Origin of the sequence: Desertibacillus haloalkaliphilus, from assembly GCF_019039105.1 — a bacterium.
Taxonomy (GTDB): Bacteria; Bacillota; Bacilli; order Bacillales; family KJ1-10-99; genus Desertibacillus; species Desertibacillus haloalkaliphilus.
Genome location: NZ_JAHPIV010000002.1, coordinates 294,020 through 319,334 on the forward strand (window position 1 = coordinate 294,020; position 25,315 = coordinate 319,334).

Here is a 25,315-nt window from a genome sequence, read left to right on the forward strand (position 1 = left end):
TTTGTTTACTTTTTCTGGGGGATCTCCCTCAAATCACTTTTAGGAGGAGAATGACTTATGGCAAAATATGAATTACCTAATTTACCTTATGATTTTAACGCTTTAGAACCACATATTGATGAAGAAACAATGAAAATTCATCATGGAAAGCATCACAATACTTATGTAACAAAATTAAATGGAGCTCTAGAAGGTCATGATGAGCTTGCAAGTAAAAGTGTTGAAGATCTTGTAAGCAACTTGGATGCCGTTCCAGAAAACATTCGTACGGCTGTACGAAATAACGGTGGTGGACATGCTAACCATACATTATTCTGGCAAATCTTAAGCCCAAATGGTGGCGGAGAGCCTACTGGAGAGCTTGCTGAAGCAATTAACAGCACATTTGGAAGCTTAGATAAGTTCAAAGAAGAATTCGCAGCTGCAGCAGCAGGTCGCTTTGGTTCTGGTTGGGCTTGGTTAATCGTTGATAACGGAAACCTAGCAATTACAAGCACACCAAACCAAGATACGCCTTTAATGGAAGGTAAAACACCAATCCTTGGTCTTGATGTTTGGGAGCATGCTTATTACTTAAATTATCAAAACCGTCGTCCTGATTACATTGCAGCATTCTGGAATGTAGTGAACTGGGATGAGGTTTCAAAGCGTTTTGCAGGAGCTAAATAATTTTTAATTGGTGGTCACCAGTGACCACCAATTTTTTTTGAATTCAGGCCACCTACAAAAAAGTTTTGTCTTTGTATAAGCGTAAACAGAAAAGGCAAACTACACGTAAGGGTGGTGGATTCGGGTATGAAAAACGTATTTAAAAAAATGATTGGTGACGTAGAAGTCAATCGTGATTTAATATTGTTATTACTTATTGGAGGACTGTATGCCTTAAGCATTGCCTTGTCAAATACGTTTGTTAATGTTTACTTATGGAAGCAATCTGGGGAATTTATGGATATTGCCCTCTACAATTTAGCGTCTGTCGTTTTGCAGCCGATTACGTTTATATTAGCAGGAAGATGGGCCAAGAAAATTGATCGTGTAATCGTTTTGCGTTTAGGGGTAAGTTTTTTATCGGTTTTCTATTTCACTGTCCTATTTTTAGGTGACAAAGCGAATGAATGGTTGCTAGTACTCGGGGGCCTACTTGGAATTGGCTTTGGTTTTTATTGGTTAGCATTTAATGTGCTTACGTTTGAAATTACTGAGCCAGAAACAAGGGATTTTTTCAATGGTTTTTTAGGGCTTTTGACATCTTTTGCGGGGATGATTGGTCCGATTCTTGCTGGTACATTAATTACTCAGATGGAGAAGTTTACTGGGTATAAAGTCATCTTTGCCATTTCGCTAACCATGTTTGTTGGCGCAGTGATTTTGAGTTTCTTTTTAAAACGTCGTCCAGCAACAGGGTCGTTTTGTTTCCGAAGAATTTTAGCGGAAAGAAAAAATAATGAAAATTGGAAGAGAATCTTACATGCTCACTTTTTTCAAGGGCTTCGTGAAGGAACATTTGTGTTTGTTATTGTAGTCTGGGTTTATATAGCGACACAAAGTGAACTGGCCATTGGTACGTATGGGCTAGTCGCGTCTGCTGTATCTTTTGTCAGTTATTTTGCCGCTACAAGACTGATCAAGCCTCACTATCGAAAAAAAGCGATATTATTTGGCGGGATTGGTCTGTATGTTGCGATTTTCCTGATTGTTTTTGATTTAACATTCACCCGCTTAATTTTATATGCGATTGTGATATCCATTTCATATCCAATCCTTTTAGTCCCCTATATCTCTTTGACCTATGATGTGATTGGTAAAGGGTGGAAAGCAGCGGAAATGAGAGTTGAATATATTGTTGTCCGCGAGCTTTTTCTAAACTTTGGTAGAATTACCTCTATCCTGGCGTTCCTTGCGACCATTACATTTTTTCAAGAAGAGACGGGAATACCTATCCTTTTATTAATTTTAGGTGCCGGTCACTTAGTCATTTATTTCTTTGTCCGCGGCTTAAAAGTAAAGTTTAATAAAGGCGGAGAAAGCTATTCATTTGCTCGGCAAGACCGTGGAGAAGGAGATAGTGGAGGCACGACATTGTAACAATTTCCATTTTGACATCAAAAGGAGATATGATATAATAAACATACAATATCAAACGAAACAGCCTGCCGTGTTTGTGAGCTTCTCCATGTTTCGAACCTTGGATATAAATAGGGAGTTTTAGATTAAAGGCATGACAACAAGCCATTCATGAGTAATGGAAGTTGAAAAATGGTCTTTTGCGAACACCCACCTGCGAGAGTAGGTTCCTGAAACATCGAAGCAACGGCATACGCGGGTTCTCTCTTAGACACCTAAGCTTAGGTGTCTATTCTACTGTAAAGGCTTATATTTTTCTAGCCATATAGAACTAAATGACTACATAGTTGAGTTAGAGCTACCTCCTATATTCGCTTTTAGGTCGCTTCTTAAGGTCAACGTGGTGATTAAAGATATGGCTACAAAAGAACTGAACTGAAAACTCGTTTATACTAGATCATAATAGCGGATGAAGCATATATTGAAAGGACTTTTCATATGGGACAGATGAAAAAGAAAAAAAACCATGTCTCTTCCCGTTTAAATGTACTCTTTTTTGTTGTTTTTATTTTATTTTCTGCCTTAATTCTTAAGCTAGGTATTGTTCAAATTGTTCAAGGGGAAGAGTATGTGAAGCAATTGGAACGAACAAGTAATGTCACAGCTCGAATTGATGCGCCTAGAGGGTTAATGTATGATCGAAACGGTAATATTGTTGTTGATAATGAATTAGAATTATCACTAACCTATACAAATCGAAGAGGTGTCACGAATGAAGAAAAACTTGAAGTTGCTGAAAAATTAGAAACGATGGTTGATATTGATACGTCCAAAGTGACTGAACGTGACATGAAGGATTTCTGGATTATTACGAGGGAAGAAGAAGCCAATGAAAAGGTTTCAATCGAGGAAAGAAGAGAAATTGATGATGTCATGGAAGAGTATCAATTAACACTTGATCGGATTACCGACGAAGAATTAGCTGAAATTTCTGAACGTGAAATGCGCGTTTTAGCGATTAAACGAGAAATGGATCGTGGATATGCCTTATCGCCACAACGGATCAAACAAGGAATTACGACGGAGGAAGCTCATGTCGTTAGTGAGCATCTAGCTGAGTTACCAGGGGTTGATATTCTTCGTGACTCGACCCGTGACTATGTCTATGGTGATTCTTTTCCAACTTTTTTCGGAAACACAGGGCAAATCCATCGTGACAAGTTAGATTATTACCTATCAAGAGGGTATGAACGTTCAGATATTGTTGGTACAAGTTTCCTAGAATTACAATATGAAGATGTGCTCCGTGGGCAGAAAGCAGTTGTTGAAAGTGTAACCAATTCCTCTGGGACGACCATTGGCTCCCCAAATGAAGAGCTTGGGCAGCGCGGCTATGATCTCGTTCTAACGATTGATATGGCATTACAACAGCAAGTAGAGGAGATTATTCGTCAAGAAGTTGATCGTGCGGGTGGTTCCTTTTTAGCAGATAAAGATGCCTACGCCGTCGTGCTAGATCCTAAAACTGGTGAATTGCTATCAATAGCGGGGTACAATGATCATTATGGAACCGTAGGTAATGCTTTTGAAATGGGGTCAACGGTTAAGGCAGCAACGGTGTTGGCTGGATTTGAAACAGGGGTTGTTCAGCCGGGAACTGTAGTTAATGATCGTCCACTTACCTTACCAGGAGGAATCACGAAACGTTCATGGCGAAGCTTTGGTTATATTAATGACCTTAAAGCGCTAGAAGTATCTTCGAATATATTTATGTTTGAAATTGCGATGAGGCTCGCTAATTCAAATGGTAGTCGGTTTATAACAGCTGATGTAAGAGAGGCCTATGATCAGATGCGCTATTATTACAGCCAATTTGGTCTAGGGGTACAAACCGGTGTCGACCTACCCGTCGATTCTCCTGGTCTTAATGGTGGTTATGGTGATCCAGGGAAACTGCTTGATTTAGGAATTGGTCAGTTTGATACGTATACACCATTGCAATTAGCTCAGTTTATAGCGACGATTGCAAATGATGGTTATCGAATGCAACCACGACTAGTAAAGGAAATCCGTGAACCTAGTGCATCAAAGGAGGACCTTGGGCGTGTTATCCATCAATTTGAGCCTACTGTTTTAAATCGTATTGATATGAGTGATGAGCATATTCAGCGAGTGCAAGAAGGATTACGACGTGTTATGCAAGGTTCTGAAGGTACTGCTCGCCAATATTTTGCTAATCGTTCATATAATCCAGCTGGTAAAACGGGTACGGCGCAGGTGACTGTGCACAGAACAAATGATGGTAATAACCAAACCCTTGTTGGATATGCACCATTTGATGATCCAGAAGTGGCTTTCGCGGTGATTGTACCAGGTGTCCAAAGTAGAGGGGGACAATCAGGAATTGCCAACCGAATTGGGCAAGGAATTTTAGATGCTTATTTTGATCTCCAACGTTAACAATGTTTCTATAGATTCATGTAACTAAAAAAACCGCCCATTTGAAGTGGGCGGTTTTTATTGCTTTTTTAACTGATGATGGTGGCAATCTCTTCGAATGACATCTCACTATTTAGTTGATATTCCCCGATATTAATGGATTGTGTTAAATTGTGTTCATGTAAGTAGTTTTGAAATTCATGCTGATCGTTAATGATGTTAGCTTTTTCTAATTCATTGGCAACCTCGCTACTACTCATCCCACGTTCAATCGTAAGATAGGTCTGATAGATGAAGATGCGTTCCGAATCAGGCTCGTCTTCTCGTGTATGATCGCCCTGTTGAAATTCCTCAATCGCCTGGAGTAATTCATCGTGTTCATTAGCCGGTAGGACAACGAGATCTTGCTGCTGTAAGTATTGCTCTATATCTGCGTTAGTTATTTCTAGTTCTTCATTTTCATACTCATATTCAGCTTGTGAGTTACTTTCATAAAAATAAAAGAAAGTCATAATACTGGTTGCGACGAACAGGCCGGTAGCAAACCCTCTAATCCCTTTTTGTGTCATGTTTCAAATACCCTTCCTTTTAGAAATTTACCGTGAACATGTTAACTATGTTGTTTTTCGTTATGTAATAGACTTTCGACTTCATGTTCAGCTAAAGAAGTTAGCTCAGCAATTTTTTCAATCGAATAGCCCGAATCATAATAGTCGTTAACTTCCTGTTTTAATGTTTCTGTAGGCGGGTAAGTATTCGATAAATACTTTTCTTCATGACCGACAAGAATTTCTTCTTCTAAAATTCTGACTTTTTTCTTTAGTTGATAGATTTCCTGCATGAGCGTAATTGAAAAATTTTCAATTTGGTTTTCAACTTCTTTAGAGCGGTCTTTTTTGATGAACGATAACACAAACAAAAGGCATGAAGCGATAAAAAGCGTAATGATAATTAATTCCAATCACGTAACCTCCTTATACCATCAATTCCACATTAACCGATAAACTTTGCTTATAAAATCTATTATACACCTCGAACGACGTTAAGAGAATGATAAACAATACGTAGAGTTTTGACAAAATTCCCTAAAAAACGTTACAAAATAAGGTCTAGGAGTATATTTAACGTAAAATAAAAGGATAAATTTGTCAACAAAAACGGATGAAACGATGATAGCACTTCCAAAAAAAATTTTTTTCTGCTGAAACCCAAGCCTGATAAAAGGGTGACAAATAAAGACAAAATAGACTTCTTGTTTAGTTCATGATTGCACTGTAAGATGATATTGTATTTCGAACAGATCGAATATTTTGTATTAAAGGTTTTGATTAATTGCTTCACTCGAATTCTTACTAGGGAGAAGGAGGCGTAGTGAATAAAGTTTTACATTAAAACAAATAAGAGGATTTAGTGTAATGGGTGAAGTCGTGAATAAATTTTGTAACAGAAAGAAGAGATGACATTGATTCGAGAAAAAATAATCACCGACAAGAAGCAGGAGTATACGTGGGAAGTTCCAAGTCGTTATTATCGTAATCGGTTTGTGTTAGAGGCACAGGCACCGAATGTTCTATATGGCTATTGGGAAGTATCAGATGGCAAACAACAAATGGTTGAACATCATTTTCGTACGAAGTGGCCACAGCTTGAAAAGGTATTACGTGTCTATGATATTACTGCTATTACGTTTAATGGACATAACGCTCACCGCAGCTATGATATTGTCATTCCGGAGATGACTGATAATTGGTTCTTTCACAATCTTGATTCTAATTGTACCTATTGTGTGGATTTTGGAACAAAGACGTATGAAGGGTCTTTTTTTACAATTCTTCGTTCTAATCCGATTGATACACCAAGAGTTGATCAACAACAGTGTGGCATCCATTCGTCAGCTGTATCTAAGTGGAGACAAGGTGTCCAATCAGAACCTGATTGGCTTGAACATTTTAGTACATATTCCTATTATCAAAAATTAAAGTAAGGAGATTGTATGGTGAAAAAAGGATATTATTCAATTGTTTTGCATGCACACCTACCTTATATCCGGCACCAAGAAGCAGATCGTTTAGAAGAAAGGTGGCTGTTTGAAGCAATAACTGAAACGTATATTCCGTTGATCTGGGTTCTTGAAGAGGCGAGCCAAACCAGTATAATCACACTATCACTTTCCCCTCCGCTTCTTGAGATGCTCACGGACCCAGTCATGAAGAGAAGGTATAGAAACTACATTAATCAAACCAAAGTGTTGCTTGAAAAAGAGTTTAATTCCGTCACCGATGAACGAACAAGAGAGATTGTTACCTTTTACAAACAGCGCTATGAACGTATTGAAAAAACCTACCTTGAATGGGACGGAAATATTGTAAATGCTTTTCGATATTTTCACGATCACGAACAGCTTGTCTGCGTGACGAGCTCTGCTACACACACATTTCTTCCCTATTTACAAACAAAAGAAGGCTTACGAACCCAAATTGTTCATGGCATTCAATGCTTTGAAAAACATTTTGGTCAACGCCCACTCGGATTTTGGCTTCCTGAATGTGCATTCACCCCAGGAGTCGATCGCGTTCTTTTTGAAGAGGGCATCCGCTATACATTTGTCGACGAACATGCGTTAAAGGCTGCGGACCCAACCCCCAAAAATGGAAGTGAGGCACCTGTTTTTTCGCCACATGGAGTTGTATTATTTCCTCGAAATGAAAAACTTTCACAGATGGTATGGAGCTCGGTGAGTGGGTACCCAGGTGATTATGATTATCGCGAGTTCTATCGTGATATTGCCTATCAGCGCGACTGGGAATACATTAAACCTTTCGTTCATCACGAAGGCATCCGAATTGACACAGGCTTGAAATATAACCGGATCACAGGGGATCAAGAGGATAAGGATCTTTATGTTCGTGAATGGGCGGAAAAGAAAGTTCAAAGTCATGGTGAGCATTTTATTGCATCCATTCATGATGAACTTCAAAACGTTCAAACCGCTGACCATCCACCAGCTTTACTCTTAACCCCATTTGACGCTGAGTTGTTCGGTCACTGGTGGTTTGAAGGTCCTGAATGGATTTGGCACTTGGTAACAGAGGGAGCGAGTCGCTTACCTTTTATCACGCCACAAGAGTATGTCGAAAAGTATAGTCACGATCTTGAAACAGCTCATGTATCATTTTCAACTTGGGGGAGACGTGGGTATGGTGAGGTGTGGTTAAATGAAAAAAATAGTTGGATGCATCGACATTTACATCAACTTGAAATCGACCTGATTGAAACAACGAGTCAATTTATAAATCCAAGTCAATTAGAAGAAAAGGCGATTGCTCAAATGATCCGAGAATGGATGCTCGCATCAAGCAGTGATTGGGCGTTTATTATTGATAATGAAAGTGCGTCTGACTATGCGATTGAACGTTTTAAAACACACCTAGGGCGCTATCAGCAAGTAAAGGAGAGGTTGTTTAACCAGACAATCTCTTGGCAGTGGTTAACAGAATTTGAATCTAGATTTCCATTCTTGTCCTCGATTGACATTGATATGATGCGTTCTGCTCATGACACGTATATTCAAAAGAAACGCAAAAGTCTTGTTGAACATTCTGTTCCGAATAGTTTGAACATTCTTATGCTCTCTTGGGAGTTTCCACCGATGATGGTTGGTGGGTTAGCTCGTCATGTGTTTGATTTATCACGCGCTCTTTGTGATGAGGGACATCAAGTTCACGTCATTACTGCTGCAGTTGATGGCTATCCCGAATATGAAATCAATCAAGGTGTGCATGTTCACCGAGTGAAAAGTTTACAACCGCATGCAGACCAGTTTTTCCATTGGGTGGGGAGTTTAAATCTAGCGTTAGCGGACTATGGAAGTGAGCTTGCAAAAATGATATCTTTCGATGTCATTCATGCGCATGATTGGCTTGTTAGTGTGGCTGCTAAAGGGCTCAAACATCAGTTAGAACTTCCGCTGGTCGCAACGATTCATGCGACTGAACATGGAAGAAACAATGGGATTCATGATGATCTTCAATATGAAATTAATCAAAAAGAATGGGAGCTAACCTATGAGGCTGATGAAGTCATTGTTTGTAGTCCGTATATGAAGGATGAAGTGGTGCATGTGTTTTCATTACCGAAAGAGAAAGTGTCAATTTTTCCAAATGGTGTAGACCCGCAGTTAATTCACAGTGAAGTTGATGAGCACAAAAAGCGAAGACATGATCATGATATGATCGTCTTTTCGGTCGGTCGAATCGTTAAAGAAAAAGGCTTTCAGACGATTATCGATGCTGCGCCAATCGTACGTGAAAAGCATCCACACGTTAAGTTTTTAATCGCCGGAAAGGGCCCGATGTTAGATGAATATCGAGCACTTGTAGAAGAACGAGGATTAGAAGAATTGGTTCAATTTTTAGGGTTTATAAGTGATGAAGAGCGCAACCAATTATTAACGACATGTGACATCGCTTTATTTCCAAGCCTTTATGAACCGTTTGGTATTGTTGCACTAGAAGGAATGGTTGCAGGCAAACCAACGATTGTTTCTGATACAGGGGGATTAGCTGGCATCATTCGTCATAAAGAAAATGGTCTGAAAATGCTTCCAGGAGATCCGTCGAGTCTTGCTTTGCAAGTTGATCATATGATTACGGATCAGGAAGGAGCGATGAACCTGGCAAAACAGGGAAAGATCGATGCAGAAACTGTTTTTAGTTGGAGAAGTATTGCAGAAGATACGAGTCGGTTGTTTGAAAAACTTTCACTTAAATAGGGGGATTTCTAATCTATGAAAGCTGTTATTATGGCTGGTGGTAAAGGTAGTCGCTTACGTCCGTTAACATGCAATGTGCCAAAACCAATGGTACCGCTTATTCATAAACCTGTGATGGAGTATAGTATTGAGTTATTAAAAAAGCATGGGATCACCGATATTGCGGTCACGCTACAGTACTTGCCTGAACAGATTAGGGAATATTTTGGTGACGGCAGTCGATTTGGAGTAAACCTTCATTATTTTGAGGAAACTACACCTCTTGGGACAGCTGGAAGTATAAAAAATGCGGAATCGTTTCTTGATGAACGTTTTATTGTTATTAGCGGTGATGCGCTGACAGACTTTGATTTATCAGCAGGGATTGACTACCATGAAAAGAAGGACGCCCTTGTCTCGATCTTTATGAAACAAGTTGATTCTCCTCTTGAGTTTGGGGTAATTATGACAAATGAAAATGGAGAGATTATCCGCTTTTTAGAAAAGCCTAGCTGGAGTGAAGTTTTCAGTGATACGGTTAATACAGGGATTTATGTACTTGAACCTGAAATCTTTTCTTATTTAGAGGAAGGCGTACAAACGGATTTTAGCAAGGACTTATTCCCATTATTAATGAAAGAAAATAAGCGTTTATTTGGCTATCAGGCAGATGGTTATTGGTCAGATATCGGAAATTTACAGCAATATCGGCAGACTCAATATGACATGTTGAATCGAAAGGTAACGGTTTCGTTACCAGGTACTGAAATTGAGCCAGGTGTATGGGTTGGTGAGCATGCGATTATTGAAAAAGGAGCAAAGGTTGAAGCACCTGTTTCTATTGGGCCTGGGTCTTTTATTCGTAAGGGTGCCCAAATTGGGGAGCACTCCATTGTCGGACGTAATAATGTCATATCAAGTGGGGCTTCTTTAAAGCGAAGTGTGTTATGGAGTGATATTTATGTCGGTGATCGTACGGAATTAAGAGGGACGACGATCTGTAATGGAACACGATTAGAAGAGGATACATCACTTTATGAACACTCAGTGATAGGTGATCACTGTACCATTGATAAAAAAGTAACCGTTAAGCCGGAAGTGAAAGTTTGGCCAAACAAAGAGGTTGAAGAGTCTTCTATTGTGCACACGTCAATCGTTTGGGGACGAAAAGCTTCGAAAACACTATTTAGTGGTCGTGGCATCTCAGGGTTAGCTAATGTTGAAATCACTCCTGATTTTATGGCTAGGTTAGCATCTGCTTGTGGATCAGTACTTGGGCAAGGGTGCAAGGTTTGTGTTAGTTCAGATAGCTCAGAATTTACACAATTAATGAAACAATCATTTATGCATGGGCTGCATTCTGCCGGAATTAGCACGGTAGATATCGGACCGTCTGTGACACCTTTACTTCGGTTTGTACTCGAACATGAGGAAATGAAGGCTGGGGTCTACTTTCGATTTGCAAACCGACAAAATGAAAAACAAGTTCAAATTGAATTTTTCGACCAAAAAGGACTTCATATTCATCCGGATATTCAACGAAAGATTGAGAATGCGTATTGGCAAGAAGATTACCGCCGGGCAGCCTTTGATTATATTGGGAAATCTGAAGTGGATGTAACGGCAGAAGATAAATATATTCGTGAACTTTTAAACAAGATTAGAAAACATACAGTTCAACAAGCGGGGTTTCGGATTGTTATTGATTACAACCTTCAGCCATATATGAATGTTATACCAAGGCTTCTCAAGGCGTTAAACTGTGAGGTATTCACAGTCCCTTACCGTATGAACACAAGTGAAATGACTCAATTTGTTAGAGCTGTAGATGCTGACCTCGGTGTTTTACTAGGGGAGAGTGGTGAATTTTTAAAGCTTATTGATGAGCATGGGCAGCTTGTCGATGATCATATCATGTTAGCCCTGTATGTGTTGCTACAATTTTATGATGGGAAACATGATCATATGGCGATTCCTGTCCATGCCTCAGATGAGTTAGATGAACTGGCTGAACGATTACATGGTAAAGTGATTCGTTCAAAGGCAGATCCCCGCTCGATGATGGAAACCGAAGGCACGACATTGAGCTTATTGTTTGATTGTCAGTACGCGCTTATTCATATGCTCGAAATGATGGCACTTCAAAAATCAACCGTAGCTGAAATCATCGCTCAGTTACCTACGATTCAAGTTCTACGTGAATCTGTATCATGTCCGAAACAAGCAAAAGGTCAAGTGATGAGAAAGTTAATACAAGATAGTCGCGATGAAAATGTTGAATTATTGGATGGTATCAAAGTAAATCATCCTGAAGGTGGTTGGACACTTATATTGCCTGATCATGAAGAACCGGTATTTACTGTGTATTCACAAGGTAATGATCTTGCTGTTGCAAGGCAGGTATCGATGAACTATGTAAATAAGATAAGAAAATATCAGCAAGTCACTTAATAAGAGTATATTTTCATTGTTGGAAGCTAGAGTAGACGGTGTTCATTCATTGGCAAGGTTCCCCTACAAACTTAGCTTGATTAATAGTTATGGTTTTGGTATTATAAAAAAGTATGAAATGAAGTAAACAGGTTTGGAGGGAAAATAGATGCGCGTAAATATTACTTTAGCTTGCACTGAAACTGGTGATCGTAACTATATCACTACTAAAAATAAACGTACTAACCCAGAGCGTCTTGAGCTAAAAAAATACAGCCCAAGATTAAAAAAATACACGCTCCATCGTGAAACAAAGTAAGCAGCGGGATTTTTATCCTCTGCTTTTTTTTTGCCATTTTTTAAGCATAGACCCTATTTAATCACTGTGGTAGATCATGTATAGTTAATGATAAATAGAGGCATTCATTTTGGTGGAGGGAGCTTATCATGGATAAAAGCACATTAAGATCTGAAATGAAACAGAAACTGAAGCAACTACCAAAAGATTCATATGATCGTAACTCGTTACGTATTTGTCAGCGATTGATCGAACAGCCTCAATGGCAAGAAGCAAAAACGATTGGAATGACAATTTCGATGACTGAAAAAAGAGAAGTTGATACGACACCAGTGATTGAAAAGGCTTGGCAACAAGGAAAGCAGGTTGTCATTCCCAAAACGTTTCCTTCTAATCATCGCTTAGAATTTTACAAACTGAGCTCGTTTGATCAATTAGAAGAAACGAATTTTGGCTTGAAAGAACCGAAGACTGAACAGACAGATTTAGTTCAACCGAGAGCGATAGATTTCTTAATTGTTCCAGGCGTAGTCTTTGACTATGACAAGTATCGCATTGGTTTTGGTGGTGGCTACTATGATCGCTTTTTAACGAGGTATGATGGTCCTACTTGTTCGTTGGCGTTTGAGTGCCAGCTTGTCTCGAAAGTTCCGCGTGAACCTTTTGATCTACCAGTGGCTACGATTATTACAAATGAGCGGGTTTATGAATAATGGCTTTTTTGATGGTGATGGGTGTTATCATCGCGAGTTACCTTGCTTATAAAAAGGGAGCACTTACTGTCTCTGGTACCATTGGTGCGATTGTTGTAGGAACAATCATTGCAATAGGTACAGGAATCAAAGGCCTCGCACTATTAGCGACCTTTTTTATCACATCCACATTTTTGAGCTTTTACAAAAAAGATCGAAAAGCAAACAGTGTGGTTGAAAAAGACGATCAACGTGATGGTATGCAAGTGTTCGCTAATGGAGGACTCGCCGCTTGCGCTTCGCTATTTTATCTATTAGATCCTTCTTTCGTTTGGATTGGTGCTTTTATCGGTGCGTTTGCTGCGGCAACTTCAGATACCTGGGCATCAGAAGTCGGAAGCTTAAGCCAGAAACAGCCGATTCATATCGGTAAGTGGCAGGCGGTTCCTCGTGGAACGTCAGGTGCAGTTTCGTCCTTAGGGATGTTCGCAGCTGTTTGTGGGGCTAGTCTCATTGCTATGGTTGGAATGTTCCTATGGTGGGAAGAGGGATCATGGGGGCTTTGGATGAGCTTGGCAATTGCCGGCTTTTTAGGGAATATCGCAGATACAGTGGTTGGTGCGAGTGCCCAAGTTACTTATTTTTGTAAGCTGTGTCAGAGCGAAACGGAGCAAACGAGTCATTGCGGTTGTAAAACGGTAAAGGTAGCTGGGGTTTCCTCAGTAAATAATGATACTGTCAATGTCGTGTGTACGTTGTCAGGAGCTATTTTGGGCGGGCTGGCAGTCGTTTTATTTTGAGAAAGAAGTGGAGAGTGAAGGTAGTATGGAAAATAGAAAGTTTGAACGCTATTCAAGACAGATGTTATTTGCCCCGATCGGTTCAGAGGGGCAAAAAAAATTGGCATCAAAAAAAGTATTGATTGTTGGTATGGGGGCTTTAGGTACAGTATTAGCTAATCATTTCGTTCGTGCTGGTGTAGGGCATGTTCGTTTTGCTGATCGTGATTATGTTGAACAGAGTAATTTACAACGACAAATGCTATTTGATGAAAGTGATGTAAGCGAGTCGCTCCCGAAAGCTGTCGCTGCAGAAAATAAATTAAGGAAAATCAACTCCGATGTGATAGTAGAAGGTGTTGTAACTGATGTGACGACAGCTACCATTGATGAGTTGATGTCAGGGGTTGATCTCGTCGTCGATGGTACTGATAACTTTCAAACGCGCTTTTTAATGAATGATGCGTGTTTTAAAGCTGGGATTCCGTTTGTTTATGGTGGTGCTGTTAGTTCACGAGGGATGTCAGGTATGTTTATTCCAGGTAAAACGCCGTGCTTGCGTTGTTTTATAAATCATGGGGATACTAGTGGACAAACGTGTGATACGATCGGAGTCATCGCTCCGGTCGTTGATATTGTCGCTTCGTTTCAAGCGATTGAAGCGCTAAAATATTTAGTTGGCGACCAAAGAGCAGAGAGAAAAAGCTTACTCACGTTTGATGTATGGAATTATCATATGTTTGAAATGAAATATAAAAAATCAAAAGAAAGTTGCCCAACGTGTAGTTTAGGAGAATATCCTGCGCTAGAGGAAGATGATTCGGACACGATGACTTCATTGTGCGGAAGAGAAACGGTTCAAATACAAATGGGACAACCACTAGAATTGGATGAGTGGGCTGAAAAGTTAAAGGGAGTGGCAACTGTACAAAAAACACCATTCTTACTTCGTGCCGAATTACCGGAAGGAGAGCGCCTTGTTTTGTTTCCTGATGGTCGAACCTTAGTACAAGGTACAGAAGATGTAACGAGAGCAAAGACATTATATGCTAGGTATATTGGCTTATAGGTTGTAGACCCTATGACTGTGCATGTACGGACAATGAAACGGTCAATGAATGTACGACAGTTAGGAAAGGGGTTTATCCATGTCTGGTAAAACGACACGTGTTGTTATTATCGGTGCTGGTTTTGTCGGTTCCAGCTATGCGTACGCTCTTTTAAATCAGGGTGTCGTAGATGAAATGGTGTTGCTTGACCTTAATCAAGCAAAGGCAAAAGGAGATGCCATGGACTTAAACCATGGCATGCCATATGGATCGCCAATGAAAATTTGGGCTGGGACGTATGAAGATTGCAAACAAGCGGATCTGGTTGTTATTACTGCGGGGGCGAATCAAGCACCGGGGGAGACAAGGCTTGATTTAATTGAAAAGAACACAAAGATTTTTCAATTAATTGTCAATGATGTGATGAGCTCGGGCTTTGATGGTATCTTTGTCGTAGCAACTAATCCTGTCGATATCTTATCTTATGTAACATGGAAGTTTTCCGGATTACCGACAGAGCGAGTCATAGGCTCAGGAACTATTTTGGATACTGTAAGGTTCAGGTTCTTACTAGGAGATTACTTTAATGTAGACCCTAGAAATGTTCATGCATACATTATGGGTGAGCATGGAGATACAGAGCTTCCGGTATGGAGTCATGCCGATATTGGTGGACGACCGATATTAAGTTACCTTAATAGTCATAGCGATATGTATACAAAAGAAAGTTTAGATGACATTTTCATCAATGTACGTGATGCCGCTTATCATATCATCGAGCGTAAGGGAGCAACGTATTACGGAATTGCACTAGGACTCGTTCGTCTAACAAAGGCAATTTTACGAAATGAAAATTCAGTTCTTACTATTTCAGCATTGTTACGTGGTGAATATGGATTAGAAGATATCTATATTGGAGTACCTGCAATTGTGAACGGTCATGGGGTACGTGAAGTGATGGAGTTACAATTGGATCAGGACGAAATGGAACAGTTTCATACCTCAGCGAATGTTTTAAAAGAAGCGATGTTGCCAATCGTTACATCGTATTTTTGATGAATAAACAAGGTGTCAATGAATGATGATTGGTGCCTTGTTTCTTTTTGTCGGTAGAGTAGGGTTACTCACGCCATCTAGTATAGTAAATAAAAAAACTCAGATCAATAAGTTATTATTTTTAAAAAACAAATTGACGTCTACTCATTCCTCCTTTATGATCATAATTAGTAGTTTTTCACTTGAATGCATAAAAGCATAAACGTGTAAAAGGAATGACGAAAGTTTTTTAAAATAATAGGGTGGAGAGGTTATTGATGGCAAAAACGCCGAGTTTATTTGTTTCGTTTTTTACTTTGGTTGGAATGTTAGCAGTTATTTTTTATAGTATTTTTGTGCTTGGAGTTGAACCGCATATCCCGTTAGCGGTTTGTCTAGTTGCTATGGTTGTCATTGGCCTATTGTATGGCTGTAGCTGGGCTAAGATAGAAGAAGGTTTCATTGATGGGATAAAACTTGGGATTAAACCAATTATTATTTTATGCCTAGTTGGTATGGTTATTGCTGTTTGGATGATGAGTGGTACAGTACCGACATTACTAACGATTGGTTTGTCGGTTATTTCACCACAATGGTTCGCGTTAAGTGCGATGTTTATTTGTATCATCGTTTCGAGTTTTTCAGGTAGTTCTTTCACAACGATCGGTACTGTTGGTGTCGCACTCATCGGAGTAGGAATGGCTTTAGGTGTGCCATTGGGGATAGCAGCAGGTGCGATCATTTGTGGGGCATGCTTTGGTGATAAGATGTCGCCCTTGTCAGACACGACGAACTTTGCACCTGGGATCTTAAATGTTGAACTGTTTTCTCATATTCGTCATATGATGTGGACGACGTTTCCGAGCCTGATTATTACAGCAACAATCTTTTTCTTTATTGGTAAAAATAGTACAGATTCTGTACCGTTAGCAAATATTGATGAGGCGATTCAAACCTTAGCAGTGAACTTTAATATCAGTTGGTTAACATTGCTTTCGCCATTACTTGTAGTGGTCATGGCTTTCAAACGTTGGCCGGTGATCCCTGTATTAGTGGTGGGGATTGCTACTGGACTTTTAACAGCACTACTTGTTCAAGGAAATATCACGACGGCTGCCTGGATGGCTGTATTACAGCATGGTTTTACCCTTGAGAGCGGAAATGAAATTGTCGATGGCATTGTTAACCGTGGTGGTTTACAGTCGATGATGTGGTCTGTATCTTTAATTATCATTGCACTCGCATTTGGTGGGATATTACAATCAATTGGATTACTTCAAGCGTTTATTGATGGATTGACAAGATATTTACATCATCAAGGACATTTAATTGCTTCTACAGCCGGAGCATCTATTGGAGTAAATGTGCTTACGGGAGAACAATACTTATCGATTTTATTACCCGGGCAAACGTTTAAACCGTTTTATGAGAAAGCAAACTTACAATTGAAGAATTTATCACGGACAATTGAGGATGCAGGTACGTTAGTAAACCCCCTTATTCCATGGGGCGTTAGTGGTGCCTTTTTTGCAAGTACCTTAGGTGTACCTGTAGCTGAATACTTACCATATGCATTCTTTTTACTGCTATCACCAGTGTTTACCGTTTTACTTGGATATCTTAACATTGGCGTAGCTAAAAAAGCGTAAAGGTGCTCGTGAAAACTTGGATAAAACCACTTGTTTTATGGCAAAGTAAGACGGAGGAGGTAGTCATTATGATGAATCGTGTGATTTCTTTTTTATCACTATTTGCTTCGATTTATGTGCTCTACCGTTATCGCTATCGATTAATAAATATGGTTTTAGGACAACGTTTCTTACGAAGGGCACTAGTAGCACTAACGTTGCAAATACCATATGTCCGAAATCGTTTAATGAATCGGATGGTTTCTTTGCCTTGAGATCCGTATGATAAAAGCACTGTCTGACTAATAGGCAGTGCTTTTATTGTGTAAATGACTTGAGTGATGATACATCTATGACCGTTCACCGAACATTCATTAGTCTTTTGTTTACAATGTTATCGTATCATTCGAAAACCGTCTGATACATTGGTATACTTAACATAATTGGAGGAGTATGATGCGCTGGAATACGATTTGTTTTGATTTAGATAATACACTATTTAGTCATGAACATGCGTTTGAACAGGCGATCACTCACTGTTATTATCAGTTTGTTCAACAATGGCTAGATGAAGGCCGATGCCGTTTACAGCCAGATGCAGCTGACTGGTTTAGGATATTTAAAAGGAATAGTGATTTGTATTGGTCCTCTTATGAGGATGGTCAAATTGGGGAAAAAACGTATCGCCGATTGCGGTATCATGATACAGTTAGGGCGCTTAACCTCCCATACACTGATCGGGAGGCTGACCGTTTTCACCAATATTATGATGCGGTGGTTGCTGATTTTTCTGAACCTTTTCCTGGTCTTCAAAGGTTTATAAAAGCGCTCGTACATGCAAGGGTTAATGTCGGGATAATAACTAATGGTTCAATGGCCAAGCAGTTGCGAAAAATCGATAAATTAGGAATTCGTTCAATTATCCCTGATGATTCGATTATTATCTCTGAAGCCGTTCATGCAGCTAAACCGAGCAAGGCAATTTTTGATGTAGCGAAAATGCGATTATGTACCTCTGAAGCTGAGGTTCCACTATATATTGGGGATTCATGGCAACAGGATGTTGTCGGAGCTCTTGACGCCAACTGGGATGCGATTTATCTAAATACACGTTTCGAAAAACCTAATACAGCACATGAGCCTGTTTGTATTTTTGAATCTTTTACAGATGTAATCGAATTTATTTACGATCAAAACAAATTGAAAGGATGAGTATATGGACGTTTTGCGTCATGACTTATTCTATTGGCAACTCGTCCATTACCTTGTCATTGAACAAGGAATGCGAGTCATTGAAGTAAGTCCAAGTCAACAAGAGATATGGCTTGAACATGAACATAGTAAAAAACGCCGTGTCCTTCGTATCGTACGTGCAGACATTGACTGGGCAAATTGGCTAAGGCGAGAAATTGATACAACGACAAAAAAGTTTGATGATCTCAGAAAACAGTTTGGCGATCGTTCAATGTTGGGGTTGAATATCTATGTTTCGACGTATTCGCCGATTGATGCGTGGGAGCATCATGTCTTAGAAGCGAATAATAATCAATTGAATCCGCGTACGAATGTGGAAACATTCTTGCTTGAAAATCGTAAACAAGAGCGAGTATCCGCTATAAAGCAAGTGTTTGAGCGGATCATGTTACCTGCGCCGAATCTAGCAAATTGGGATTTGGTTGACGAAATAGAGATGGAATACTTGAAGGATGAAGTGTTGCAAGAAGCTAAACGGAGGCGGAAACACGAGGAGTCTCTGTTTACATATGGAAAACCAATCTTTACATATGTTTTATTAGCTGTGATCTTGCTTATGTTTTCGGTTGTTGAATACATAGGGTCAAGCACAAACATGAGAACATTAATTGAATTTGGTGCTAAGTATAATCCGCTGATCGTAGAAGGGGAATGGTGGCGCTTCTTTTCTGCGATGTTTCTTCATATCGGGTTCTTACATTTATTTATGAATTCGTTTGCCTTGTTTTATTTAGGTGGAGCTGTCGAGAAGATCTTCGGTACACGCCGGTTTATCATTATTTATCTTGTTGCTGGTTTGTTTGGCTCGGCGGCAAGTTTTGCTTTCAATGAAGCAGTATCTGCTGGAGCTTCGGGTGCGATTTTTGGATGCTTCGGTGCCCTTTTATACTTTGGTGTCATCCATCGCAGGTTATTTTGGAGAACAATTGGTATGAGTGTCGTTGTTATTTTAACAATTAATCTTGCTCTTGGCTTTGCCGTACCGATGATTGATAATGGTGCCCACATTGGTGGATTAGTAGGGGGGTTTTTGGCCTCTGCCTTTGTTCACCTCCCCAGTCATCTTCCGCGCTGGAAAAAGCAATTTCTCATATTCATTCTCACATCTGCAGCGTTTTTAGCCTTGTTAGGGTTTGGCTTTGTTAACGATAACAAAAGTGGATCACCACTGGTGAACGTGCAACTTGCTCAAGAATATATTCAAGACGATAAATTCGAGAACGCATATCCATTACTCGTTGAAGCGATTGACGAAGGAGTGGAGCTGGCAGAAGCCTACTTTTTACTCGCCTATGTTGAGGCGCACCTTGAACGTTTCGAAGATGCCCACCATCACTTGTTATTGACGATTGAATTGAGAGAAGATTTTCATGAAGCACACTACAACCTTGCTTTAATTTACCTTGAATTAGGCCAAGATGAAGAGGCATTAACATCCGTAACACGTGCGCTGGAACATGAGCCCGACGATGAAAACTATCGTCTTTTATATGAAGAACTGCATCAGGAATGATTACGGTGAAAGGGTTTGTAACAGTTGCACCCTTTCACCGTCTTTGGTTTGAAAAACAATGATAAAATGATCGCTTGTTTCATGGATTAAAATTAGTGGTATTGAACTCCCGATTGGGCTGATGACAGACCCGTCATTCATTTTTATCCCTAAAAAATAGTTCTTGTAAATGCCCTCCCATAAGCCACCGATCACTTTTGAGGTTTCTTTTTGAGTGAGTCCTGGTAGAGGCTCGTCTTGATACTGTTTTAATTGTGTTAGTGGCAGTTTAGAGTACTTGTCAGTTGGGACGTTATAAAAATCAATGAGGTCATTCCAAACGTAATTCAATTGTTGAGAGACGATTGAATCTAAAATCGTTTTCGCTTCACGTTCTTTTCCATTACTTGGCTCCTTGAATGACTGTAACGGGGTTAATGGCGAGTCAATAACATATAATTGGTCATAGCTCATCTTCTGGCTACTCTTGATCTCATCATTTGGGTAATGCATTTCGGCATGATGAAAACTAATGGCTTCGAAATGCCCACTATCTTCCCCTGCAACCCGCTCTTCAAGAGAAAGACTCTGGCTATCCTCTTGCCAGGTAGACATCGTTTCCTTTAAGCGCCCATCCTCAAAAAGTAGAGAAAGGTCTTGTCTTAAATAAGCAACTTGATCCAAGCTCGATTCGGTATTCCAATCAAGTGTGTATTCATCCTCGTCTTCTAAAAGGAGAACTTGTAGTGATGTTGATGTTTCAAGGTAATTCACATTCGGGTCAATCGGAAAGAAAGTTAACGTCTCTCGTAATGAGTCTTTGCTCGTCAGAAAACTTAAAAAGAAGCCCATGACGAAAGCGATTAAAATCAGTAGCAACACTCGTTTTTTTTTCATAATAAACCTCCAACGGACAGCCTATGATGTCTTATAACTATGTTCGTCCCATCTGAAATATGAGGGACTTTATCAAAACGTTTTTTACATCGATCGTGTCCTCTAAAAGAATCTTACAAAACATGTATGGAAAAAAGTGTGATGAAGAACACTATAGGCTGAGTGGAGGCGATAGGTTATGAGTAATGAGACGAAACATCCAGTTCGTTCAAGTTTGGCTGAAAATGTCGCTTATTTAAAGAAAGAGCTGGGTGTTGATAAGAGCTTTGATATGATTCATATCGAGCTTGAATATGCTGAATTAGAGATGTCTTTATTTTTAGTTGATGGCTTTGGGAAAGACCAAGCAATAACACAAATTCAAAGGGAGTTAGGTCGAACAACAAAAGAAGACCTTGGCTCGAACCCATTAGAAAAATTAATTAAAAATCGTATCCCATATGTTGAAATTGATACGAGTGATGATTTAGATGAGGTTGTTGATGAGGTACTAGCGGGACCTGCAGCTCTTGTAGTTGAAGGCATCGACAAAGTGATCTTGGTTGATACGAGAACATATCCAGTTCGTGGTCCTGAAGAACCAGATACGGAGCAAGTAATTCGTGGTGCCAAGGATGGCTTTGTTGAAACACTAGTTGAAAATGTGGCGTTAACGCGGCGCCGAGTACGAGATCGTACCCTCCGCATTGAATATGAAAAGGTCGGTAGGCGATCAAAAACCGATTTATGTATCTCTTATATTGAGGATATCGCAGATCCAAAGATTGTAGACCATGTTAAGAAGTCGTTAAAGAAAATTACGACTGATGGCTTACCGATGGGGGATAAAACGATAGAGGAGTTTATTTTTGGCAGACATGTTAATCCCTATCCGATGGTCCGTTACACGGAGCGTCCAGATGTTGCTGCAACGCATTTATTTGAGGGTCATGTCATTGTCATGGTGGATGGCTCGCCAAGTGTCATCATTACACCGACAACATTTTGGCATCACCTGCAGCATGCAGAAGAATATCGGCAAAAACCATTGATTGGTGCAGCCCTACGCGGTGTTCGTTTTGCTGCTATATGGACGTCTATCTTTTTAATGCCTCTATGGTACTTAATGGCAACTAACGAAAATTTATTGCCCAATGTGATTCAATATGTTGGACCAGAAGACGAGGGGCAAATTTCTTTGCTGACCCAGTTTATATTAGCGGAGGTTGGGATTGAAATGTTGAGGATGGCTGCTATACATACTCCTTCAGCCCTCGCGACCGCACTTGGGTTAGTGGCTGCGATTCTCATTGGTGAAGTTGCTATAGAAGTCGGTTTATTTTCGCCAGAAGTTGTCCTTTATCTAGCCGTTGCTGCGGTAGGCTCGTTTGCGACACCAAGTTATGAAATGAGTCTCGCCAATCGCTTGATTCGTGTGGCATTATTAGTTGTAACCGCGATTTTCGGGGTCGGTGGCTTTGTTGGTGGTACCTTACTATTGATTGTATGGCTCGCGAGTATGAAAGTGTATGACACGCCGTATTTATGGCCTTTTCTTCCGTTTGAGTATCGCGCATTCCGTGATGTAATTGTCCGAACGCCAATTCCATTGAAACATCAACGGCCACGGTCTATCCACCCACAGGATATGGATCGGTAAAAGTGAAAGGCTATGACACCGTTTGTTTCGGTTTCAGTACTGTGAGATGTAACAAGAATAAACAAACACGCATCGATAATAATAGCTCGATGCGTGTTTTGCTTGCCAGCTTCATATACGCTCTAATTATTCATTCAATCACCCATTTCAGACTTGTAAAGGTCATCTTTGATAAAAATGTCTGTCTGGTTAATCGCTTCTTGTTTGCTTGCGAGGACAAGTCCGATTGGGGTCTCGTGTTCAACATTAACAACTGTAAAAGGGACTTGAAATTGATTAGCTTGTTTTACATAATTTGCATACAATTGATAGCTTAAGCTGCCATTTATAAATAATTGAATGTTTCTTTTTGATTTCATAATGTCAATTGCCTCGTCGTACATCCCTTTTTGGATGACTTGTTTTTTTGTGAGTGCTAGGTAGATTCGTTCAACAATCGTTGACAAGAACATTCTTCGCTCATCAGGTTTCGTTTCAGGAGTTCCGTATAGCCCACGTTCTAGTGCTTCTTGTAATTTATCTGACATTCGTATTCCCTCTTTCATCTAGGCATTGTTTATTTCTTGTCCTTATTTTCATGGAGTCTACATATAGTAACATAAACGCTTGGATAAGCGTATGAACATTGTATGGAAAACACAGAAGAGACGTTCGTCATTTCATCATGTCAGGCAAAGGAGGACGTTAGGCAGTGATGCAGTTGATCTCATTGTTAGCTTTCGCAAGTGGTGTTGGTATCGCTTTTGGTGGCTTGCTAATATCAAAAAGGACGTTGCCCCATCACTTTGTCACCTTGTCGATTACGTTGTTTTTTACTTTCTCGATCTACTTGGGAATGCTTCTCGGTCAATGGGTTGGGCAGTTGATTGGGATTCCTCTAATCAGTATAATTATCGGGTTGTTTTGTGTTGTATTTATCGTATTTTGCTTTCTCCATTATCACCCAACTTTGGGTTTCTTCCATAGTGAAGACAAGAAAATTTGGATTAGCACGTTTTTATTATTTCTATTTATGGGTCTTGAATATGCAACCGCTGACCTGAGTAAATGGTTCGTGATTTTATTCGGCTTCATTTTTTTGCTGTCAGTGATTGGTGGTGCCCGTGTTCAACACCGAATTTATGAACGATTATGGAGAAATCCAATCCCATCTTTTCTTCCTTTAGTTTTGTTACTTTTCATCGCTGTTATGAAATTGTTATAATAAGCTTGAGTAGGTGAGAGCTTATGAAAACGATCATGGATATTCAACAATTACTAAAGCGGTTTGGAACGATTATTTATACTGGTGACCGCTTAAGTGATTTTACATTAATGGAAGAAGAACTCCGTGAGCTGTACCAATGGGAGATGATTGATTCACAAACATTTCAACAAGCACTGCTATTGTTGCGCACGGAAGCATCTAAGCTGAAATCATAGTAATACTAATTCATGTACGAACGAAAAAACAACAAAGAATGGATTAAAGGTGATGAACGAATGACAGAAAAATGGCTTGTTGGTGTCGATGTCGGTGGCACAACAACTAAGATGGCTTTTATTACAGAGATAGGTGACATTGTAAAGAAGTGGGAAATTAATACGAATACAAAAGATGCAGGGAAGCATATTACTACTGAAATTGCAAATTCGATTACAGAACAGCTACAAACCCTTGGGCAGCAAAAGCAAATGCTCATAGGGATTGGTGTAGGTGCGCCTGGCTTTATTGATATGGAGACTGGGTTCATTTACAAAGCAGTGAATATTGGTTGGGAAAACTTCCCGCTAAAAGATGAGCTAGAACAAGCAACAGGACTTCCGGTTATTGTTGATAACGATGCAAATATCGCAGCTGTCGGAGAAATGTGGAGGGGTGCTGGTGATAAAGCCGAGCATTTGCTCTGTGTCACCTTAGGAACTGGCGTAGGTGGCGGTGTGATCGTCAATGGTGAGATTTTGCACGGTGTTAATGGCATGGCTGGTGAAATTGGTCATTTGACCTCAATTGCAGAAGGTGGTGCTCCATGTAATTGTGGGAAAACAGGTTGTTTAGAAACGATCGCATCGGCTACTGGAATTTCGAGGCTAGCTAAGGAAGGGATCGAAAAACAAAAAGATAGTCTTCTATACACTGTCAATGAGAGAAAGGGCGAAATCTCGGCAAAGGATGTGTTTGAGGCAGCTAAAGGAGGAGACGAATTAGCAATTGAGGTTGTGAAATCAGTTTCTCTTCATTTAGGCTTAGCCATTGCTAATTTAGCGAATGCGTTAAACCCTGAGAAAATTGTCATTGGTGGTGGCGTATCAAATGCTGGTGATATATTGTTAACACATGTTCAGGATGCGTTTCAACGGTTTGCTTTGTCACGAGCACAAGAAGGTGTGGAAGTAACGATTGCGACATTAGGAAATGATGCTGGTGTCATCGGCGGTGCATTTTTAGCAAAAACAAGCCATGATAAAAGCTAGGAAAAAAATCCTAGCTTTTTTTTGTAGGTGTTATCGATTAAAATGGACTTAGATGTTGTTCAACAGCAAGTTACATGCGGACAAAGAGTAGAACATAATAGATCAGCTTTCATAGTATAGTAATAGCAGTATAGATGATAGAGGGGATGGATGGTTCCCTTTTGCAAGGATTGTTGATCATGTGGAGTGATTGAAATTCTTAATGATGCGTTAATGACGAATGAGGGCGTTCGTGATCCGATTACCGACCTTTAGATGATGCTCTATGAATGGCTGAGAAACTGTTAATAGGGTTATAGTTTAAATGGTTTGCTTTTTAAAAGATGAGCTGGGTGAATAACATTAGTAATGATTCATAGGATCACTTATGAAACGTAAGTGTATAGTGGATGGACTTCGTAAATGATAAACTACT

The 25,315-nt window shown here is 39.8% G+C and carries 23 protein-coding genes and 1 other RNA gene; 20 read left to right on the forward strand and 4 right to left on the reverse strand.

Annotation, left to right across the window (positions count from 1 at the left end; genetic code table 11):
- Nucleotides 1-57: 57 nt before the first annotated feature.
- The 4 genes from sodA to KH400_RS03790 all read left to right on the forward strand — a co-directional run bounded on the left by sodA (nucleotide 58) and on the right by KH400_RS03790 (nucleotide 4,524).
- Nucleotides 58-669 carry a superoxide dismutase SodA gene (gene sodA, locus KH400_RS03775; RefSeq protein WP_217221985.1) on the forward strand — a complete coding sequence of 204 codons (612 nt, stop codon included), beginning with the start codon at nucleotides 58-60 and terminating at the stop codon, nucleotides 667-669.
- Between the two features lie 126 nt (nucleotides 670-795).
- Nucleotides 796-2,085, forward strand: a complete 1,290-nt coding sequence (locus tag KH400_RS03780; RefSeq protein WP_217221987.1) for an MFS transporter — start codon at nucleotides 796-798, stop codon at nucleotides 2,083-2,085.
- A 59-nt stretch (nucleotides 2,086-2,144) separates the two neighbouring features.
- Nucleotides 2,145-2,330: non-coding RNA, 6S RNA (ssrS, locus tag KH400_RS03785), on the forward strand.
- A gap of 232 nt (nucleotides 2,331-2,562) precedes the next feature.
- Nucleotides 2,563-4,524 (forward strand): peptidoglycan D,D-transpeptidase FtsI family protein, encoded by a 1,962-nt coding sequence (locus KH400_RS03790; RefSeq protein ID WP_217221989.1) that lies wholly within the window; start codon nucleotides 2,563-2,565, stop codon nucleotides 4,522-4,524.
- Nucleotides 4,525-4,592: 68 nt separating this feature from the next.
- Here the strand turns inward: KH400_RS03790 and KH400_RS03795 are convergent, their stop codons facing one another.
- Nucleotides 4,593-5,072: an endolytic transglycosylase MltG gene (locus KH400_RS03795; protein ID WP_217221992.1), complete on the reverse strand. Its 480-nt coding sequence runs from the start codon at nucleotides 5,070-5,072 to the stop codon at nucleotides 4,593-4,595.
- 41 nt (nucleotides 5,073-5,113) lie between these two features.
- On the reverse strand, nucleotides 5,114-5,464 hold the full coding sequence (locus KH400_RS03800; RefSeq protein WP_217221994.1) for a hypothetical protein: 351 nt from the start codon (nucleotides 5,462-5,464) through the stop codon (nucleotides 5,114-5,116).
- Between the two features lie 501 nt (nucleotides 5,465-5,965).
- Here KH400_RS03800 and KH400_RS03805 point away from each other — a divergent pair.
- The 12 genes from KH400_RS03805 (at nucleotide 5,966) to KH400_RS03860 (ending at nucleotide 19,931) form a co-directional block, all read left to right on the forward strand.
- A complete protein-coding gene (locus tag KH400_RS03805) occupies nucleotides 5,966-6,487 on the forward strand; it encodes a DUF4912 domain-containing protein (protein WP_217221996.1) in 522 nt (173 codons plus the stop codon).
- Nucleotides 6,488-6,496: 9 nt separating this feature from the next.
- Complete coding sequence (locus KH400_RS03810; protein ID WP_246589281.1) at nucleotides 6,497-9,274, forward strand: 1,4-alpha-glucan branching protein domain-containing protein; 2,778 nt, start codon at nucleotides 6,497-6,499, stop codon at nucleotides 9,272-9,274.
- 15 nt (nucleotides 9,275-9,289) lie between these two features.
- The gene (locus KH400_RS03815) at nucleotides 9,290-11,704 is read left to right on the forward strand and encodes a sugar phosphate nucleotidyltransferase (RefSeq protein WP_217221998.1); all 2,415 of its coding nucleotides are present in this window, start codon (nucleotides 9,290-9,292) and stop codon (nucleotides 11,702-11,704) included.
- A 148-nt stretch (nucleotides 11,705-11,852) separates the two neighbouring features.
- Complete coding sequence (gene rpmG / locus KH400_RS03820; RefSeq protein WP_217222000.1) at nucleotides 11,853-12,002, forward strand: 50S ribosomal protein L33; 150 nt, start codon at nucleotides 11,853-11,855, stop codon at nucleotides 12,000-12,002.
- Nucleotides 12,003-12,130: 128 nt separating this feature from the next.
- Nucleotides 12,131-12,694: a 5-formyltetrahydrofolate cyclo-ligase gene (locus KH400_RS03825; protein ID WP_217222002.1), complete on the forward strand. Its 564-nt coding sequence runs from the start codon at nucleotides 12,131-12,133 to the stop codon at nucleotides 12,692-12,694.
- Nucleotides 12,694-13,473 carry a DUF92 domain-containing protein gene (locus tag KH400_RS03830; RefSeq protein WP_217222004.1) on the forward strand — a complete coding sequence of 260 codons (780 nt, stop codon included), beginning with the start codon at nucleotides 12,694-12,696 and terminating at the stop codon, nucleotides 13,471-13,473. Before KH400_RS03825 ends, KH400_RS03830 begins: the two co-directional genes overlap by 1 nt.
- 25 nt (nucleotides 13,474-13,498) lie before the next feature.
- A complete protein-coding gene (locus KH400_RS03835) occupies nucleotides 13,499-14,521 on the forward strand; it encodes a ThiF family adenylyltransferase (protein WP_217222006.1) in 1,023 nt (340 codons plus the stop codon).
- A gap of 79 nt (nucleotides 14,522-14,600) precedes the next feature.
- A complete protein-coding gene (locus KH400_RS03840; RefSeq protein ID WP_217222008.1) occupies nucleotides 14,601-15,557 on the forward strand; it encodes an L-lactate dehydrogenase in 957 nt (318 codons plus the stop codon).
- Nucleotides 15,558-15,814: 257 nt separating this feature from the next.
- Complete coding sequence (gene nhaC, locus KH400_RS03845; RefSeq protein WP_217222010.1) at nucleotides 15,815-17,185, forward strand: Na+/H+ antiporter NhaC; 1,371 nt, start codon at nucleotides 15,815-15,817, stop codon at nucleotides 17,183-17,185.
- Nucleotides 17,186-17,253: 68 nt separating this feature from the next.
- Entirely contained in the window at nucleotides 17,254-17,439 is a 186-nt protein-coding gene (gene yqgO, locus KH400_RS03850; protein ID WP_217222012.1) for a protein YqgO, read from the forward strand.
- Nucleotides 17,440-17,617: 178 nt separating this feature from the next.
- A complete protein-coding gene (locus tag KH400_RS03855) occupies nucleotides 17,618-18,376 on the forward strand; it encodes an HAD family hydrolase (RefSeq protein WP_217222014.1) in 759 nt (252 codons plus the stop codon).
- Nucleotides 18,377-18,380: 4 nt separating this feature from the next.
- The gene (locus KH400_RS03860) at nucleotides 18,381-19,931 is read left to right on the forward strand and encodes a rhomboid family protein (RefSeq protein ID WP_217222015.1); all 1,551 of its coding nucleotides are present in this window, start codon (nucleotides 18,381-18,383) and stop codon (nucleotides 19,929-19,931) included.
- On the opposite strand, the gene KH400_RS03865 is transcribed toward KH400_RS03860, so the two are convergent.
- Nucleotides 19,932-20,807, reverse strand: a complete 876-nt coding sequence (locus tag KH400_RS03865; protein ID WP_217222017.1) for a hypothetical protein — start codon at nucleotides 20,805-20,807, stop codon at nucleotides 19,932-19,934. It abuts the gene before it with no gap.
- Between the two features lie 178 nt (nucleotides 20,808-20,985).
- On the opposite strand from KH400_RS03865, the gene KH400_RS03870 reads away from it, so the two are divergent.
- On the forward strand, nucleotides 20,986-22,446 hold the full coding sequence (locus tag KH400_RS03870) for a spore germination protein (RefSeq protein WP_217222019.1): 1,461 nt from the start codon (nucleotides 20,986-20,988) through the stop codon (nucleotides 22,444-22,446).
- Between the two features lie 134 nt (nucleotides 22,447-22,580).
- On the opposite strand, the gene KH400_RS03875 is transcribed toward KH400_RS03870, so the two are convergent.
- The gene (locus tag KH400_RS03875; RefSeq protein ID WP_217222021.1) at nucleotides 22,581-22,973 is read right to left on the reverse strand and encodes a YueI family protein; all 393 of its coding nucleotides are present in this window, start codon (nucleotides 22,971-22,973) and stop codon (nucleotides 22,581-22,583) included.
- Nucleotides 22,974-23,137: 164 nt separating this feature from the next.
- Between KH400_RS03875 and KH400_RS03880 the strand changes: the two genes are divergently transcribed.
- Genes KH400_RS03880 through KH400_RS03890 form a run of 3 tightly spaced genes read left to right on the forward strand, consistent with a single transcriptional unit; the run spans nucleotide 23,138 to nucleotide 24,900 of the window.
- Nucleotides 23,138-23,650, forward strand: a complete 513-nt coding sequence (locus KH400_RS03880; RefSeq protein WP_217222023.1) for a hypothetical protein — start codon at nucleotides 23,138-23,140, stop codon at nucleotides 23,648-23,650.
- Nucleotides 23,651-23,673: 23 nt separating this feature from the next.
- Nucleotides 23,674-23,868, forward strand: coding sequence for a YqgQ family protein (locus KH400_RS03885; protein ID WP_217222026.1), 195 nt, complete (start codon nucleotides 23,674-23,676; stop codon nucleotides 23,866-23,868).
- 60 nt (nucleotides 23,869-23,928) lie between these two features.
- Nucleotides 23,929-24,900 (forward strand): ROK family glucokinase, encoded by a 972-nt coding sequence (locus KH400_RS03890; RefSeq protein WP_217222027.1) that lies wholly within the window; start codon nucleotides 23,929-23,931, stop codon nucleotides 24,898-24,900.
- Nucleotides 24,901-25,315 lie beyond the last annotated feature (415 nt).